This window comes from Flavisphingomonas formosensis, assembly GCF_009755815.1.
In the GTDB taxonomy this organism is placed as follows: domain Bacteria; phylum Pseudomonadota; class Alphaproteobacteria; order Sphingomonadales; family Sphingomonadaceae; genus Flavisphingomonas; species Flavisphingomonas formosensis.
In genome coordinates this window covers 396,325-412,528 of sequence record NZ_WRPK01000006.1, presented here as the reverse complement: position 1 = coordinate 412,528, position 16,204 = coordinate 396,325, and the positions used below count along the sequence as shown (strand labels likewise).

The 16,204-nt window shown below is 66.8% G+C and carries 13 protein-coding genes; 6 read left to right on the top strand and 7 right to left on the bottom strand.

Annotated features, from left to right (window positions below; genetic code table 11):
• Positions 1–177: 177 nt before the first annotated feature.
• Genes GQY20_RS18590 through GQY20_RS18580 form a run of 3 tightly spaced genes read right to left on the bottom strand, consistent with a single transcriptional unit; the run spans position 178 to position 4,738 of the window.
• Positions 178–1,293, bottom strand: coding sequence for a glycoside hydrolase family 53 protein (locus GQY20_RS18590; protein ID WP_157218612.1), 1,116 nt, complete (start codon positions 1,291–1,293; stop codon positions 178–180).
• Positions 1,290–3,785: a beta-galactosidase GalA gene (gene galA, locus GQY20_RS18585; protein WP_157218611.1), complete on the bottom strand. Its 2,496-nt coding sequence runs from the start codon at positions 3,783–3,785 to the stop codon at positions 1,290–1,292. Before galA ends, GQY20_RS18590 begins: the two co-directional genes overlap by 4 nt.
• 20 nt (positions 3,786–3,805) lie before the next feature.
• Entirely contained in the window at positions 3,806–4,738 is a 933-nt protein-coding gene (locus GQY20_RS18580; RefSeq protein ID WP_157218610.1) for a Gfo/Idh/MocA family protein, read from the bottom strand.
• A 137-nt stretch (positions 4,739–4,875) separates the two neighbouring features.
• On the opposite strand from GQY20_RS18580, the gene GQY20_RS18575 reads away from it, so the two are divergent.
• Both GQY20_RS18575 and GQY20_RS18570 read left to right on the top strand, forming a co-directional pair.
• Complete coding sequence (locus tag GQY20_RS18575; RefSeq protein WP_157218609.1) at positions 4,876–6,672, top strand: IlvD/Edd family dehydratase; 1,797 nt, start codon at positions 4,876–4,878, stop codon at positions 6,670–6,672.
• 12 nt (positions 6,673–6,684) lie between these two features.
• Positions 6,685–7,542, top strand: coding sequence for an SMP-30/gluconolactonase/LRE family protein (locus GQY20_RS18570; RefSeq protein WP_157218608.1), 858 nt, complete (start codon positions 6,685–6,687; stop codon positions 7,540–7,542).
• A gap of 14 nt (positions 7,543–7,556) precedes the next feature.
• On the opposite strand, the gene GQY20_RS18565 is transcribed toward GQY20_RS18570, so the two are convergent.
• On the bottom strand, positions 7,557–8,276 hold the full coding sequence (locus GQY20_RS18565) for a FadR/GntR family transcriptional regulator (RefSeq protein ID WP_157218607.1): 720 nt from the start codon (positions 8,274–8,276) through the stop codon (positions 7,557–7,559).
• Positions 8,277–8,379: 103 nt separating this feature from the next.
• Here GQY20_RS18565 and GQY20_RS18560 point away from each other — a divergent pair, with 103 nt between their 5' ends.
• Genes GQY20_RS18560 through GQY20_RS18550 form a run of 3 tightly spaced genes read left to right on the top strand, consistent with a single transcriptional unit; the run spans position 8,380 to position 11,474 of the window.
• Complete coding sequence (locus GQY20_RS18560) at positions 8,380–9,957, top strand: sodium/sugar symporter (protein ID WP_157218606.1); 1,578 nt, start codon at positions 8,380–8,382, stop codon at positions 9,955–9,957.
• 1 nt (position 9,958) lies between these two features.
• Positions 9,959–10,840 (top strand): 2-dehydro-3-deoxygalactonokinase, encoded by an 882-nt coding sequence (locus tag GQY20_RS18555; protein ID WP_157218605.1) that lies wholly within the window; start codon positions 9,959–9,961, stop codon positions 10,838–10,840.
• Positions 10,824–11,474, top strand: a complete 651-nt coding sequence (locus tag GQY20_RS18550; RefSeq protein ID WP_157218604.1) for a 2-dehydro-3-deoxy-6-phosphogalactonate aldolase — start codon at positions 10,824–10,826, stop codon at positions 11,472–11,474. Before GQY20_RS18555 ends, GQY20_RS18550 begins: the two co-directional genes overlap by 17 nt.
• 64 nt (positions 11,475–11,538) lie before the next feature.
• Here the strand turns inward: GQY20_RS18550 and GQY20_RS18545 are convergent, their stop codons facing one another.
• Complete coding sequence (locus tag GQY20_RS18545; protein ID WP_157218603.1) at positions 11,539–12,339, bottom strand: IclR family transcriptional regulator domain-containing protein; 801 nt, start codon at positions 12,337–12,339, stop codon at positions 11,539–11,541.
• 214 nt (positions 12,340–12,553) lie between these two features.
• Between GQY20_RS18545 and GQY20_RS18540 the strand changes: the two genes are divergently transcribed.
• A complete protein-coding gene (locus tag GQY20_RS18540) occupies positions 12,554–13,642 on the top strand; it encodes an ABC transporter substrate-binding protein (protein ID WP_157218602.1) in 1,089 nt (362 codons plus the stop codon).
• Here the strand turns inward: GQY20_RS18540 and GQY20_RS18535 are convergent.
• Together GQY20_RS18535 and GQY20_RS18530 are read right to left on the bottom strand one after the other, a co-directional pair.
• Positions 13,629–14,834: a M20 family metallopeptidase gene (locus GQY20_RS18535; RefSeq protein WP_157218601.1), complete on the bottom strand. Its 1,206-nt coding sequence runs from the start codon at positions 14,832–14,834 to the stop codon at positions 13,629–13,631. The two genes, GQY20_RS18540 and GQY20_RS18535, sit on opposite strands and share 14 nt — an antisense overlap.
• Positions 14,831–16,009, bottom strand: coding sequence for a diaminopropionate ammonia-lyase (locus GQY20_RS18530; RefSeq protein ID WP_157218600.1), 1,179 nt, complete (start codon positions 16,007–16,009; stop codon positions 14,831–14,833). Before GQY20_RS18530 ends, GQY20_RS18535 begins: the two co-directional genes overlap by 4 nt.
• Positions 16,010–16,204 lie beyond the last annotated feature (195 nt).

Genomic DNA, 16,204 nt, shown 5'->3' with positions numbered 1-16,204 from the left:
TCTCCTGACCCCATCATGCGGCAGCCCGGCGCTGACCGCGGAGAGAAGCGAGTGATCCATGGGACGGTCACGAATACGAGAGAGCAGCTTGACCCGATGAGCCCCAATCAGAGAAGACTCTCAGGACCGAGGTTTTCGATCTGCGCTGCGGCGCGGCCGCAAGTCGTCCGGTTGCTCTCAACGGCGAATGGAAAGGAAATCCCAAGCAGGGAGGGCCTCATGCCGGCCGAGATCGAACCAGGCGGCATTCTCCCAGCTCGATCCGGTACCCCATCGCGTCTTGCAGCGCGTCGAAACCCAGTCGGGCGCCCAATAGACCACGCCATTGCCGCCATTGTCGATAACCGTTCGGGTAAGATCCTGCAGATAGTGGAGCTGCCCCTGCGGCGTGACGGGATAGCCAGCGATCGCGGAATCCGATCCCAGCAAATTGGGGGTGTCGTCGCTCGCCGCATCGGTGAAGGCATAGGCGGTTTCCACTACCATCACATCGGCGTGATAGCGGGTCCGCGCCGCGGCGATCAGTTCGCCGAGACCGCGCAGGCCGTATTTCGACCATTTCGAATAATAGCTGATCCCGATCATGTCATAGTCGAGAACACCGGCCACCGTCGCGTCATCGAACCAGCCGATCACATTTTCGGGCTGGGCGATGTGCAGCATCACCTTCGGCGGCTTGCCGCTCGCCTTGCCGGCATCGCGCACCGCCTTGATCCCGGCGTTGAGCAGCTTCGCATTGCGTGTCCAGTCGATCGGCTTGCCCTTCGCGCCGCCAAGCAGCTCGAAATTGGTCTCGTTACCGACCTGCACCAGCTCCGGCATCTGCCCGGCAGCGGCAAGACGCGCCAATATGTCGCTTGTATAGTCGTAAAGCGCCTTCGCCTGCGCCGCCGTGTCTAGCCCTGCCCAGGCCGCCGGCGCGATCTGCTTGTCGCCATCGGCCCAATCGTCGGAATAATGGAAATCGAGCAGCACCATGAGACCGGCGGCGTGGGCGCGGCGGATGGTCTTCAGCACATCGTCATAACCGCTGTAGCGCGTCCATTTGGCATCGTTCCAGATGCGGACCCGGACGATGTTGCCGCCCTTGCGCTTCAGCAGCGCGAAAGGATCGACCGGCTTGCCATGATCACGGAACACGGCGCCGCAATCCTCCATCTCGTTGGTGAAGGAAAGGTCCGCGCCCAGGTAGAGCGGCGAGGCATCCGGCCCGCCGGGTGCAGCCTGCGCGGCAGCGGACATGGCGAGCGACAGCAGAAGGGCGCCGGTCGTGCGGAGCGTGGTGCGTATCATCGGGCCGACTCCTCGGGCGAATGGGCGAACAGGATGAGGCTGGCTTCGCCAAGCCCGGGCGAGCGTGCGGCAATGCGGATGGCGCCGGGCGCGCGGCCGGCCTGCACCAGCAGCTGGGCGAGACCGTTGAAGGCGTTGCGCGATCCTCCGTGATCGGGCGCATGATCGGTAGGATCGCCATTGCCCGTGCCGATCAACCGGCCCGGCCCCGTCACCTCGAAGGCGACGGCATTGCCGGCGGTGGGCGCGATATTGCCATGCCGATCGATCACCTCGACGCGCACCACCGCCACGTCGGTGCCATTTGCGGAATAGCGCCGCCTGTCGGCGCTCAGGCGGAGCGCGGCGGCTTCGGCAGCCGTGACGCGCCTGTCCTGCGCCACCTGCCGTCCGCCGCGATAGCCGCGCGCCTCGATGACGCCGGGCGCATAAGGCACCTGCCACAGCACATGGCCGTAACGCGGCATCCCCTGGCGCCCAAGGCTGTGGCCATTGAGGAGGAGCTCGATCTCGTCGCAATTGCCGTAGGCCCAAACCTCGATCGGCTCGCCTTCCCTTCCGGCCCAGTTCCAATGCGGCAACAAATGGACGAGCGGATCCTCCGGCCGCCACCAGGCGCGATAGTAGAAGTAATTATCTTTGGGAAAACCGCACAGATCGAGCACGCCGAAATAGCTCGACACGCTCGGCCACGCGGGAAAGGGCGTCGGCTCGCCGCGATAGTCGAAGCCGGTCCAGATGAAGCCGCCGGCAATATAGGGGCTGTCGGCCACGATCGGCCACCATTGCTCGGCGCTGTTGGCCCACCAGGGATATTCGGTGTCGTAAGCGCGCGCCACGTGCCGCTTAGCGTCGTTCACATAGGCGCCACGGGTAGCGACCGTGCTCCCGGTCTCCGTGCCGATGACCGGAAGATGCGGATGGGCCGCATGAAAAGCGGCGATCTTGTCGGTGCGATAATTGAAGCCGACGACATCGACGGCCAGGCTCGCGCCTTCGCCGAAATGCATGTCGAACGCCTGTGTGGTGAAGCGGGTAGGATCGAGCGCCTTCACTTTGGCCGCCATTGCCGCCGTGATCCGCCGGCCGCGCTCGCTGCCTTGCTGGGGCTCTTCGTTGCCGAGCGACCAGAGTATCACCGAAGGATGATTGCGGCAGCTCCGCACCATCCGCTCCAGTTCGTCCATCGCCTCCGTGGAGCTGCTGTTGAGCCGTGCTTCGGCGACCATCAGCATGCCCATGCGATCACAGAGGTCGAGCAGTGTCTGTGCCGGAGGATTGTGCGCGCTCCGCCAGGCGTTCACTCCCATCTCCTTGAGCTGCAGGACGCGCCAGGCGTGCAGCGCATCGGGGATCGCAATGCCCACGCCGGCGTGATCCTGATGATTGCAGGTGCCGAGCAGCTTCACGCTGCGCCCGTTCAGGAAAAATCCCTTGTCCGGTTCGAAGGCAATGCTGCGGATGCCGAACGGCGTCTCGACTCTGTCGACGACCTGCCCGTCCACCAGAATCTCGGTGATCAGGCGATAGACGTGCGGATCTTCGAGCGACCAGAGGCGGGGTGCCGTGAGGCGGCACGCGGCTTGCGTCGTCACTTGGCCGCGTCCCGGCACGGGACTGTCGATCGGCGCAATCGTTGCAGCCGTCCTGCCATCGGCCGCAACGATGCTGTGGCGGATGGAGCCGTTGCCGTCGCCTGCGGCTCCATTTGCGAGATCGACGGCAATCGAAAGCGTCGCAGCCGATCCCGCAATCTCGCTGCGCACGCACACCCCCCACATCGGAACGTGGATCTGCGCCGCACTGATCAGGGTGACGTGACGGTAAATGCCGGCGCCTTCGTAGAACCAGCCCTCGCCGAGGCTGGCATCGACGCGCAACGCAAGCAGGTTCGGACCGCCGTCATAGTCCAGGAAATCGGAGATATCGACGCCGAACGGAGCATATCCGCTCGCGCTGCCGCCGACGATATAGCCGTTCACGAAGACGATGGAATCGCGGAAGACCCCGTCGAACTCGAGCCAGACCGAACGCCCCGCATCCTCGCGGCCGACGGGAAGCGGAATACGGTACCAGCCGACGCTGTTGGCCGGATGATCGCGGCCGATCGCGCGGAAGCCATGGGCGGCGACCGCATCGGCCTCGTCTTTCGCCGCTGGCTCCGTCGGCGGGGCATAGGGCAGATCGACCGCCCAATCATGCGGGACGGCGACGGTCTGCCAGCCGCTGTCATCGAAACGGGGCATGGCGGCATCGGCCGTGCCGGTGCCGGCCTTGGCAAAGCTGCGCTGATTGCGGCCGAAACCGAAATCGCGCGCCATGTCGCTCGCGTGGCCGAGGTGAAAGCGCCACCCCTCGGCAAGACGGACGCTGCGGCGCGGCACGGCATCGGCGATTTGCGCTTGCCGGCCCTGCGCGGCGGCGAACCCGGGCAGCGCCGCGGTCGCCGTGGCCGCGAATCCGGTCAAAAGCGCACCGCGGCGATCGAGCATGGGCAGATCCATCGCCATGGTCAGAACACGAAGGACGCGGCGCGGTGAATCCGCGCGATCATGAAGGCATCGGCGACGAGCGCGAGCGGAGCAAGGTCGACATCACTGGTCTTGCCCGAGATCAGCCTCGCAAAACGATCATAGAGTCGGCGATATTCGACGTCTTCTCCGGTGCCGACGGCGACGCCGTCGACGCTCAACCGGCTGCCGCCCGCCGTCAGTTCCAAGAGCCCCGCATCCGATCGGACGGTGATCGACCATTCAGGCGTGCCTTCGTGGAGGAAATCGAATTCCGCGCTGACGGGCACGCCGCCGTCGAGACGCATGGCCAGCGAGGCCGCGATCGGGGCCTCGCGGTTTTCCGGGAAATGCAAGGTGGCGGCTTCCACCTCCAGCCTGCCCGGCAGGATCGCCGACGCCACCGAAAGCCCGTTGATCGCGGGATCGAACACGCCGAAACCGCCGGCATCGAAAATCCAGTCCTGGCCCGGGTGCCATATCCGCACATCCTCGCGCCAGACGATCTCGACATGCGCGACGGGACGGCCGGCGAGCAGCCGGCGAGCCTCGTCCACTCCCGCCGCTTCGCGCGCATGCCACGCCGCGAACAGGGTCAGCCCGGCCGATGCCGCCCCATCGGCAAGCGCCTGGGCCTGCAGGACGGACGCCGCCGGCGGCTTCTCGAGCATGACGTGCAGCCCGGCCGCCAGCGCTCGGCGGGCAAGCGAGGCGCGGATCCGCGGCGGCGTGCACAGCACCACCGCGTCGAGCGCGACGTCGGCGGCGAGCATCGCATCGAGATCCGGAAAGGATGGCACGTCCGGCAACGACGCGGCCGGATCGGCCGTCGCGACCAGCCTGTACCGGCTGTCGCCGCCGATCGCGGGCAGATGCTGGTCGTGCGCAATCTTGCCGAGCCCGACAAGCCCCAGCCGCACCGACGCTTCGCTCATCCCGCTTCCTCCACTCCCATCTTCCTTTTATATGATATATATGCTTAAAGCCGTCAACGAGCGCCGAGCAAGGCCGAAAGCCAGGCTCCGCCCGGAGTGAAGAGAAATTCTATGACGCTAGTCGAGGGGCAGCACGCATGACCGGACAGACCGATCGACCGAAGCTGCGATCGCGCGCCTGGTTCGACAATCCCGATTCGCCGGACATGACCGCGCTCTATCTGGAACGCTATCTCAACTACGGCCTTTCGATCGAAGAGCTGCAGTCGGATCGGCCGATCGTCGGCATCGCCCAGACCGGCAGCGACCTCTCCCCGTGCAACCGCCATCATCTCGTGCTCGCGCAACGGGTGAAGGACGGCATCCGCGACGCCGGCGGCATCCCGATCGAATTTCCGCTGCACCCGATCCAGGAGACCGGCAAGCGCCCGACCGCCGGGCTCGATCGTAACCTCGCCTATCTCAGCCTCGTCGAGGTGCTGTTCGGCTATCCGATCGACGGCGTCGTGCTCACCATCGGCTGCGACAAGACCACGCCGGCCGCGCTGATGGCAGCGGCCACGGTGAACATCCCGGCGATCGCGCTGTCGGTGGGACCGATGCTGAACGGCTGGCACGAAGGCCAGCGGACAGGATCCGGCACCATCGTCTGGAAGGCGCGGCAGATGCTGAGCCGCGGCGAGATCGATTATCGCGGCTTCATCGAACTGGTCGCCTCTTCAGCGCCGTCGACCGGCTATTGCAACACGATGGGCACGGCGACGACGATGAACTCGCTGGCGGAGGCGCTGGGCATGTCCCTGCCCGGCTCCGCCGCAATTCCCGCGCCGCATCGCGACCGGCAGCAATGCGCCTGGGAAACCGGACGGCAGATCGTCGAGATGGTCGCCGCCGATCGCAAGCCGTCGGACATTCTGACGCGACCAGCCTTCCTCAACGCCATACGCGTCAATTCGGCCATCGGCGGGTCAACCAACGCCCCCATCCATCTCAACGCCATCGCGCGGCATATCGGCGTCGAGCTCAGCCTCTCCGACTGGGAGCAGCATGGCGCGGACGTTCCGCTGATCGTCAATCTCCAGCCGGCCGGCGAATATCTCGGCGAGGACTTTTACCGCGCCGGCGGCGTGCCGGCAGTGATGGGTGAATTGCTGCGTGCCGGCTTGCTGGACGCTACGGCGCTGACCGCCAACGGTCGCACCGTCGCGGACAATTATGCCGAAAGCCGCATCCACGACGGGGCCGTGATCCGCCCGCTGGCAAATCCGTTGAAGCCGGCCGCCGGCCTCACGGTTCTCGGCGGCAATCTGTTCGACGCCGCCGTCATGAAGACGAGCGTGATCAGCGACGAGTTCCGTGCCCGCTATCTGTCCGATCCCAACGATCCCGACGCGTTCGAAGGCGATGTCGTGGTCTTCGACGGCCCCGAGGATTATCACGCACGCATCGACGATCCCGCACTCGGCATCACGGAACGATCGATCCTCGTCATCCGCGGTGCAGGCCCGATCGGCTATCCCGGCGGCGCCGAAGTGGTCAACATGCGTCCCCCTGCCGCGCTCATCCGCGCGGGCGTCGATGCGCTGCCCTGTATCGGCGACGGCCGCCAGTCCGGCACGTCGGGCAGCCCCTCCATCCTCAACGCCTCGCCCGAGGCCGCGGTGGGAGGAGGTCTCGCCTTGCTCCGGACCGGCGATCGTCTGCGTGTCGATCTCAACAATCGGACGGTGGATCTGCTCGTCAGCGACGAGGAACTCACGCGGCGGCGCTCCGAATCGGAGGCCGATCCGTTCCGTTTCCCCGAAGCGCAAACGCCTTGGCAGGAGATCCACCGGGCCATCACCGGCCAGTTCGCCGGCGGCGCGGTGATCGAAAGCGCGGTCAAATATCAGCGCGTGGCGCAGCGTTTCGGCGTGCCGCGCGACAGCCACTGATCGGGCGGAACCATGAGCAGCTATCGTATCGTCGAGCGCGCACGAAAGGATCGGCTGGGCGAGGGCATCATATGGTGCCTGCGCGAGCAACGGCTCTTCTGGGTCGACATCCTCGGCCAGCGCATCCACCGGCTGGCCATCGAGGACGGCAGCATCGACACGTGGGACGTGCCCGAACCGATCGGCTGGATCTTCGAGCGCCGGGACGAACCCGGGTTCATCGCCGGGCTCAAGAGCGGTTTCGCGATGATCCAGCTCGATCCGTTCGCACTGCGCCCCCTCGCTTCGCCCGAACCGCATCTGCCGTCCAACCGCATGAACGACGCGCTGGTGGATTCGTCCGGCAGGATCTGGGCCGGCACCATGTCGATGGACGGGTCTCGGGCGGATGGAGCGCTCTACCGGCTCGATCCGGATCTCAGCTGGCATCGCCTCGACACGGGCTATCATATCGCCAACGGTCCCGCGATCAGCACCGATGGCGAATGGCTCTACCATACCGATAGCGCGCTGGGCCGGGTCTATCGCTATGCGCGTCGCGAGGGCGGCGCGCTCGGCCCGCGGGAGCGCTTCATCGACTTCGCACAGGATTGGGGCTCGCCCGACGGAATGACGGTCGATTGCGAGGGCGGCCTCTGGATCGCCCATTGGGGCGGCAGCTGCGTCAGTCGCTTCACGCCCGATGGCGCACGCGAGCGCAGCATCGCACTCCCGGCCTCGCAGATCACGAACTGCACCTTTGCCGGCCCCGGTCTCGACCGGATGTTCGTCACCTCCGCATCCGACGGCGTGGACGAGGAGCATGGCGGCGCGCTGTTCGAGGTGGAGACGGGTCTGCGCGGCCTGCCGCCGCATGCATTTGCAGGGTGAGGCGGAAGATGCCCTCAGCCCGGCTGATTGTCCGAGATCACGACCATCACGTCGGAGATGATGTGCTTCATCGCCGCATGCGCCGCCGCCGGATCACGGCCGCGGATCGCATCCCGGACAGCCGCATGCGCGGCGAGATCGGCGGTACGCCCCACGATCCGGTTGGTGACCCGGATCGACGTCCTGAGCGCGGTCGTCACCACGTCACGCAGCTGTTCGAAGAAGGGATTGCCGGAGGCGCGCAGCACCGCGATGTGGAAAGCGATGTCCGCCTCCAGCGCGTCGTCGTCGCCGGCCTCCGCAGCGGCCATGCGCGCCAGACCCGCATCGATCTGTGCCAGCTCCCGCTCGCCCGCGGCTTCGGCCGCCAGCGCCGCGGCCGCCGGTTCGATCGCCTGGCGAAGCTGGCTGAATTGCACCAGCAGGTCGATCGAGAATTTGCGTTCCAGGAGCCAGCGCAGGACGTCCGGATCGAACAGATTCCAATGGCTCACGCTCTGGATCGACGTGCCCTGCCGCGGCCGGGCGGTCAGCAGGCCCTTCGCGGTGAGCATCTTCACCGCTTCGCGCGTGACCGAGCGGCTGACGCCATGCTGAAGCGAGAGTTCGGCTTCAGTTGGAAAGGTCTTTCCCTCGAAGGCCCCGCTGACGATCTGCTTGCCCAGCCGGTCAAGCAATCCGTAGGTGAGGTTTCGTCCGAGAGTGTCGCGAATGTCGCTGGGATCGGTGACCATGCGGCGAACTCCAAACACCTCACATCATTTAAATATTATAAATAGACCAGACTGGCCGATTGCAAGCGCAATCGCGCCGGATCCGCTTCATGGGAGCTCCTGGATGAGACTGTCGGCAATCGATCTGGCGATGGTGATCGCCTATGCCGTCTGCATCTTCGCGCTGGCGCAATATGTCAGCCGCGAAAAGGCGGGGCACCGCAAGGACACGACGGACTATTTCCTCGCGTCCAGGGCGCTGCCCTGGTGGGCGATCGGCGCCTCGCTGATCGCTGCCAACATCTCGGCGGAACAGATCGTCGGCATGGCGGGATCGGGCTATGCCATCGGTCTCGCCATCGCGTCCTACGAATGGATGGCCGCGCTCACCTTGCTGATCGTCGGCAAATTCTTCCTTCCGATCTTCCTGCACAACGGCATCTACACGATGCCGCAATTTCTGGAGCAGCGCTTCGGGACCACGATCCGCGCCGTGATGGCGATATTCTGGCTGATCCTCTACGTCTTCGTGAACCTCACTTCGATCATCTGGCTGGGATCGATCGCGGTGACGCAGGTTACGGGCCTGGATCAGGACATCGCGCTCGCCGGCCTCGGCCTCTTCGCCCTGCTCTACCAGATTCGCGGCGGGCTGAAGGCCGTGGCGCTGACCGACATCGTCCAGGTGACGCTGCTGGTGTTGGGCGGCCTCGTGATCGCCTTCCTCACGCTCGGCAAGATCGGCGGCAGCGGCGGGGTCGCCGCGGGCATGGCGGAGCTGGTGCGGCGTGCGCCGGATCATTTCCACATGATCCTGTCGCCGGACGATCCCCACTATAAGGATCTGCCCGGACTTTCCGTGATCATCGGCGGCATGTGGATCGCCAATCTCAGCTATTGGGGCTGCAACCAGTATATCATCCAGCGCGCGCTCGCGGCGAAGAGCCTTCCCGAGGCGCAGCGCGGCATGATCTTCGCCGGCTTTCTGAAGCTGATCATGCCGGTGATCATCGTGCTGCCCGGTATCGCCGCCGTGCTGCTCGCGCCCGATCTGGCGAAACCCGACGAAGCCTATCCCACGATGATGCGGCTGCTGCCGACCGGGCTTCTCGGCCTGGTCTTCGCCGCCCTCGTGGCGGCGATCATCGCCTCCACCGCATCCAAGATCAATTCGATCGCGACCATCTTCACGCTGGACATCTATGCGAAATGGTTCGGCCGCGAAGCGAACGAGGCCCGTCTCGTCACGGTCGGGCGGATTGCGGCGAGCGTCGCCATCGTCATCGCGATCGCCACCGCGCGTCCCCTGCTCGGCAGCCTCGACCAGGCCTTCCAATATATCCAGGAGTTTTCCGGCTTCGTGACGCCGGGGATCACGGTCATCTTCCTGCTCGGGCTGTTCTGGCCGCGCGCGACGGAGGCCGGCGCGCTGACCGGAGCGGTCGCCTCCGTTTTGCTCAGCCTGCTGTTCCGCTTCGGCGGCATCGCGGCGCTCAGTTCCATCCCGTTCATGAACCGGATGCTGATCGTCTTCGCCTTGTCGCTGCTGCTCGCCATCGCCGTGTCGCTCGCCCGTCCGGCAGGGGCCGCCGACAACCGGATCAGCATGGAGGGCGTCAGTTTCCGTACGACGGCGGGTTTCAACGCCGCTGCGGCGATCATCATGGTCGTCCTCGTCGCGCTCTACTGGACATGGTGGTGACATGAGCAAGGCAGAGCTGCTCGCGGTCGACTGGGGCACCACCAATCGCAGGGTCTATGCGCTGGCCGCCGACGGCACGGTGCTGGCGACGGAGCGCGACGAACGCGGCCTGCTGGCCGTCGCGCCCGGCACCTTCGCGGCGGAAGCAGCGGCGATCCGCACCCGCTTCGGCACTTTGCCGATGCTGTGTGCCGGCATGGTCGGTTCGGCCAAGGGCTGGGCCGAGGCACCCTATCTCGCCTGTCCGGCGAGCTTCGATGCGCTGGCGCGAAGCCTGCTCTGGGTCGAGCCCGGCGCGACCGCCATCGTGCCGGGATTGAGCGCGGCGCACGGCGATGTGATGCGCGGAGAGGAGGTCCAGCTGCTCGGCGCGGTGGCGGCGGGGCTGGCGCCGGCCGATGCGCTGCTGTGCCAACCGGGCACGCATTGCAAATGGGCCCGGATGGAGCGCGGCATGGTGATCGATTTCACCACCTGCATCACCGGCGAGCTGTTCGCGCTGTTGCGCAGCCACAGCCTGCTCGCCCCCTTCCTAACTGGCGGCGTGGAGGATGGGCCGGCTTTTCGGGCGGGCGTCGCGGAGGGGCTTTCCGGCAAACTCATCGCGAAATTGTTCGGGGTTCGTGCCGCAGCGCTGCTCGGCCGGCGTAGCGAGGCCGACAGCGCCGCCTTTGCCAGCGGCTTGCTGATCGGTGCGGACGTCGCTTCCCAGTCGCTCTCCACGGGGGCGACAGTCCATCTTCTCGCCGATCCGCATCTTGGCTGCCTCTATGCAGCCGCGATCGCAGAAGCCGGCGGCCGCGTGGTGACGCTGGACAGCCACGCCGCGTTCGTTGCCGGCATAACCCATATCTGGAGACTGGCCGATGACCGTGCATCCTGACTTTGCCGACGCCATGACACGCTGCCCGCTCGTCGCGATCCTGCGGGGGGTGAAGCCCGAGGAGATCGAAGGCGTCGCCGATGCCCTGGTCGATGCCGGCTTCACCATGATCGAGGTGCCGCTCAACTCGCCTGATCCGCTCACCTCGATCGCCCGGATCGCAACGCGCTATGGCGAGGACATATTGGTCGGCGCCGGAACGGTGTTGACCCAAGACGCGGTGGATGCCGTACGCGATGCTGGCGGCCGCCTGATCGTGGCGCCCAATACAGACGCCGGCGTCATCCGTCATGGCGCGACGCGCGGCTTGATCTGCCTCCCCGGCTTCTGCACCGCGACCGAGGCTTTCACCGCGCTCGATGCCGGGGCGAGCGGATTGAAGCTCTTTCCCGCCGAAGGGGCGAGTCCTGCTGTGGTCAAGGCCTTGCGCGCCGTGCTTCCCATCGAAATCCCTCTGCTGGCGGTGGGTGGCGTGACGGTCGAAACCCTGCCGCAATGGTTCGCCGCCGGCGCGGCGGGTGCCGGTCTCGGGTCCGCGCTCTACCGGCCCGGCAAGAGCGTGGACGCCGTCGCCGAGGCCGCCCGGGCCTTCGTCGCGGCAGCGCGCGCGCATGCTTCCCACGCCACGACCTGACGCATGAGCGCTGCTCTCAGCCGCAAGTCCCGAACCAGCGGGGCGAGTCTGCTTTGAAATCGCTTCAGATCAGCAAGCGACCAAGCCGGTCCGCTTCGGCTCGCAAAACCGGCAGGAACCGTTCGCGCGCGGTTTCCATCGGCATGCTCATCGAAGCCATGCCGACGTTGATCGCAAACCCGACCCGTCCGTCGCGGCGCCAGACCGGAACGGCGAGCGAGCGGAAGCCGAGCTCCGCCTCGTCCTCGACGATGGCGAAGCCCTGGGCGGCGATCTCGGCCATCAGCGCCAGCAGCCGCCCCCGGTCGGTTATCGTGCGCGACGTGAGGGCTTCGATCGGCGCTTCTTCGAGAAATGCCGTGCGTGCCGCCTCGGCCAGGGAGGAAAGCATGACGCGGCCGACTGCAGTGCAATGAGCCGGGATCCGCAGGCCGATGCCGCCGCCCAGCATGTACATGCTGCGCGGGCGGGCGTAGGCAACCATCACCGCGTCGCTTCCATGCATCACCGCCATCGAGAAAGTCTCGCCATGTTCGGCCGACAACCGCTCGCAGGCCGGCTGCAGGATCGAGCTGGCAGTGCTCGATTCGAGATAGGCACCGGCCAGGGTCAGCACGTCGGGGGTCAAGCTGAACAGCCGGCCGCTGGCCTCGACATAGCCCAGATGAATGAGCGTCAGCAGCGTACGGCGCACCGTCGCACGCGGCAGATCGACCAGGCGAGCGATATCGCTGAGCGAGAGCGTGCGGGACGTGGCGTTGAAGGCGCGCAGGATGCGCAGCCCGCGCGCCAGCGCTTCGGAGAAATCCTTGCCGACCGGATTCAGCGCACGGGCTGCGGCATCTTCGTCGCGCAGTGCCGGCATAGGCTCAGGCCGTCCCGCTCGCGCCGCCGCGCATGCCCGTCCGATCGCCTGTTCCCATCGCGCTTCCTTCCGTCCGGCCGCACGGAGCGGCAGCGGAGAGTAGCGCGACTGTCGTGGCGCTCAATGGCATCCCGGCGTAGCCGATTTCGCAACGAAGCCGCGCGGGTTTAGCACCTCCCGATCTGCAGCGGCCGGGTTAGCGTCGTCCCTGCCTATGTCCACCCTCGCCAGCCCCGCCGCCGCCGTGCTCACCCGCCGCGAAACGCTCCGCCGGATCGGCCTTGCCGGCCTTGCGACCGCGACCGCCGGCGGTGTCGCCACGCTCTGGACGCGCGCGGCGATGGACATGCGGGCGCGCGAACGCCTTCACGCCGGACGGCCGGTCAGCCACCAGCTCGGCTGGCTCAAGGGCGTGCAGTTCGGCGGCGATTTCATGGCGGAGGAACAGGGTTATTTCCGGCGCGAGGGGCTGGACGTCACCCTTGCCGCGGGCGGCGTCAGCACCGACTATCGCACGCTGGTCGCCAGCGGCAGCAGCCTGATCAGCGAAAGCAACGTGATCGGCATGATCAATTCGCAGCTTCAGAAGCAGCCGCTGATCGCCTTTGCCGCCATATTGCAGCGAGATCCCTCCTGCATCGCCAGCCTCGCGCGCAATCCGATCACCAGCCTTGCCGACATGGTGGGCAAGACGATTTGTCTGCCCAATTCGGTGCGCGGACAGCTATCCGCGCTGATGCGGCGGCAAGGCCTCGACCCCGACCGGGTCCGCTTCGTACCCGGCGGCACCGATCCCAGCATCCTGATGGCGGGACAGGTGGACGGCTATTATGATTGGGCCACCCGGCTGAAGCCCGCACTCGACCAGGCAGGCGTCGGCGGCCACTTCCTGCATTTTTCCGATATCGGCGCGCCCGGCTATGGCGAGCTGCTGTTTGCCCGGCGCGATCGGCTGGAGGCGGATTTCGATCTGTTCGTCCGCTATGTCCGCGCCCTTATCGGCGGCTGGAGCTGGATGAACGCCCATCCGGTCGAGACCGCGCGGATCGTCTGCGACAAATATGCCGCGCCGGGCACCGACCTCGCGCGGCAGACCGCCGAGGCAAAGCTGATGCGCGACTATGTCGTGAACGGCGACGGCACGACGCGGGGGCTCCTCTGGGTGCAGCCGGAGCCGTTCGAGCACGCCATCCGCCTCGCCTATGACTCGGGCGACATCCCGCGCGGCACGCCGATCGATCCTGGCCGTTTCGTCACCAGCGCGGTCGTCGAGGCCGCGCACCGGCCCGTCAGCCGGCCATGAGCGCGATCGCCGACCGGGCGTAGATTTTCGCACAATCCACCACGTCCTGCTCATAGGCGAAATCGTCGATCCCTGCCGAAAGCGTCGGCTGCGGCCCGAAGCAGAGCGACGGCACGCCCAGGTCGCGCCAGCGCCGCGCGTCGCTTCCGGGAAGCCTAACGACCGGACGCGGCGCGACGCCGCGCACCTGTTCCGCCGCCGCGGCGACGGCCCGCGTCAGCGGATGATCGAGGCTGGTCCAATTGGCATCCCACGCCTTCACGCGAGCGAGGGTGACGGGCAGGCCGTCGGGGATATGGGCACGCACGCGTCCCTCCGCCTCATCGGCGGCGATACCGGGTGGCAGGCGGATATCGATCTGCGCCGTGGCGCGGGTCGCGATCTGGCTGCGCACCGTGCCCGCATTCAGCGTGCCGGCATTGAGCGAGAGACGCAGGCCGACCTCTCCTTCGCCACCACTCACTCCCTCGAGCTCCGGCGGCACCATCGCGAAGACCTCGTTCAGCCCGTCGAGCGCGGCAAGGAAGGCAGCGAGGCGCATCGTCGCCGTACAGCCGGCAAGAGCGCCCGACGAATGCCCCCCCTCGCCGCTCGTCTCCGCATCGAGCCACAACAGCCCCTTTTCCGCGACGGCCAGTTCCATGAAGCCCGGTCCTTCGCCGCTGATCAGATAGTCGCCCGCCAGGTCCGGCCGCTGGGCGAGCAGGTAGACCGTGCCGCGATCGCCGAACATCACCTCGTCCGACACGGCGGTGAGACTGAGCCGGCCGGACAGCGCGTCGCGATGGCGGTGGAGCAGCACCGTGGCGAGGCACATCGCGGCCAATGCGCCCTTCATATTGCCCATGCCGAGACCATAAGCGCGCCCGTCCCGACGCGTGAGCGTCAGGGGCGGCACCGTCCAGCGCGCAAGATCGCCAGCCTCCATCGTATCCATGTGGGCGTTGAAGACCACATGCCGACCGGCACCGGCGCCGACGACGCTGCCGACGATGTTGGGCGCCGTTACGTCGGCGGCGACCGTTTCCACCGCGACGCCGGCCTCCGCCAGCCAGTCCCGGACAATCGCCGCGACGCCCGCCGTGAGGCCCGGCGGGCTCACGCTCTCCGCCGCCACGAGCCGGGCACATAAGCCAAAGAGCGGCTCGCGCGCCGCCTCGATCTCGGTATCGATCGTGTCGGCGAGTTTCACGCGAGCAGCGCCTCGGCCGATCGGCCGACGATCGCGCGGTAGACGTCGGGATCGGTGGCGCCCTCGGTGCCGAACAGCAGCACGACGCTGTCATCGCCGAGCCCGAGCAGACGCCTGGCCTCGGCGTCGTCCCGAAGCGCGCGCAGGCCGGCGAGACCCGCGACCGCGGATTCACCGGCGATGACGGGCGGCACCGTGTCGGCCAGCAGCCGCATCGCCTGCGCCGCCGCATCATCCGGAATCGCCATGAATGCGTCCGCTCCGGGAGACAATATGTCCCAGGCGAGCAGCGAAACCTCGCCGCATGCGAGCCCCGCCATGATCGTATCCAGCGCGCCCTCGACGGCGACCGGATGTCCTGCCGCGGCACTGCGGCAAAGGCAGTCCGCCGCGTCCGGCTCCACCACTACACAGATGGGACGGGCAGCGCCGAACCGCTCCCAGAGGGTCGCGCAGACCGCTGCAGCAAGGCCGCCTACGCCGCCCTGGACGAAGACGTGGCTGGGCGGCGCCGGCATCGCGGCCAGCGCCTCGTCCACCATCAGCGCATAACCCTGCATCACGTCGCGCGGAACATCGACATAACCCTCGTAGGAGGTGTCGGAGAGGACGTGCCAGCCGTGAGCAGCAGCATCGGCGGAGGCGCGGCGCACGGCATCGTCATAATTGCCCGCCACCCGCCGGACCTCCGCACCGAAGCGCGCGATCGCGTCGACCCGGCCCTGGCTCACCGTTTCGTGCACATAGATGACGCAGCGGCAGCCGAAATTCTGCGCGCCCCAGGCAACCGAGCGGCCATGATTGCCGTCGGTGGCGCAGGTGACGGTCACGCCCGCGCGCAGATCGGCATGGCTTCCCGCCATGAAATCCGCCGAACCGGGTGTCTCGCCGGTCGCCTTCCCGACGATCTTCTGCAGCAGGCGCAGCACGGCATAGGCGCCGCCGAGCGCCTTGAAGCTGCCAAGGCCGAAACGGCTGCCCTCGTCCTTATAATAGAGGGCACCGACGCCGGTCTCGGCCGCGAGCGTCGGCAGGCTTCGAAGCGCCGTTTCGGCAAAGCCGGGCCAGGATCGTATCTCGCGCCTGGCAATTTCGAAGGCGGAGCCGCTCAGGATCGTCTCGCGACGTCCATCGGCATAAGGGGCGGTGCGGTCGACATTGGGATTGGCGATCATGATCCTATCCCTAGTGGCAGAGCCGCTTCGGCGTCCACTTCGCCCCTTCGCCCAGCAGGGGCGGATCCGAATACTCGTTCGGATATTATTTCATATGTTTATCATATAGTTGAACAGAGGCTCTGCGATCATTCGAGCTGTTCGGCTCTGGGTGTTGCCGATCGCGCAAGGCCGCAGATCGGGAATAGCATTACC

Coding starts and splice junctions, on each gene's coding strand:
- GQY20_RS18530 (WP_157218600.1), bottom strand. CDS start 16,009: ATGATCGCCAATCCCAATGTCGACCGCACCGCCCCTTATGCCGATGGA.
- GQY20_RS18575 (WP_157218609.1), top strand. CDS start 4,876: ATGACCGGACAGACCGATCGACCGAAGCTGCGATCGCGCGCCTGGTTC.
- GQY20_RS18550 (WP_157218604.1), top strand. CDS start 10,824: ATGACCGTGCATCCTGACTTTGCCGACGCCATGACACGCTGCCCGCTC.
- GQY20_RS18565 (WP_157218607.1), bottom strand. CDS start 8,276: ATGGTCACCGATCCCAGCGACATTCGCGACACTCTCGGACGAAACCTC.
- GQY20_RS18545 (WP_157218603.1), bottom strand. CDS start 12,339: ATGCCGGCACTGCGCGACGAAGATGCCGCAGCCCGTGCGCTGAATCCG.
- GQY20_RS18590 (WP_157218612.1), bottom strand. CDS start 1,293: ATGATACGCACCACGCTCCGCACGACCGGCGCCCTTCTGCTGTCGCTC.
- GQY20_RS18570 (WP_157218608.1), top strand. CDS start 6,685: ATGAGCAGCTATCGTATCGTCGAGCGCGCACGAAAGGATCGGCTGGGC.
- GQY20_RS18580 (WP_157218610.1), bottom strand. CDS start 4,738: ATGAGCGAAGCGTCGGTGCGGCTGGGGCTTGTCGGGCTCGGCAAGATT.
- GQY20_RS18540 (WP_157218602.1), top strand. CDS start 12,554: ATGTCCACCCTCGCCAGCCCCGCCGCCGCCGTGCTCACCCGCCGCGAA.
- galA (WP_157218611.1), bottom strand. CDS start 3,785: ATGCTCGATCGCCGCGGTGCGCTTTTGACCGGATTCGCGGCCACGGCG.
- GQY20_RS18560 (WP_157218606.1), top strand. CDS start 8,380: ATGAGACTGTCGGCAATCGATCTGGCGATGGTGATCGCCTATGCCGTC.
- GQY20_RS18555 (WP_157218605.1), top strand. CDS start 9,959: ATGAGCAAGGCAGAGCTGCTCGCGGTCGACTGGGGCACCACCAATCGC.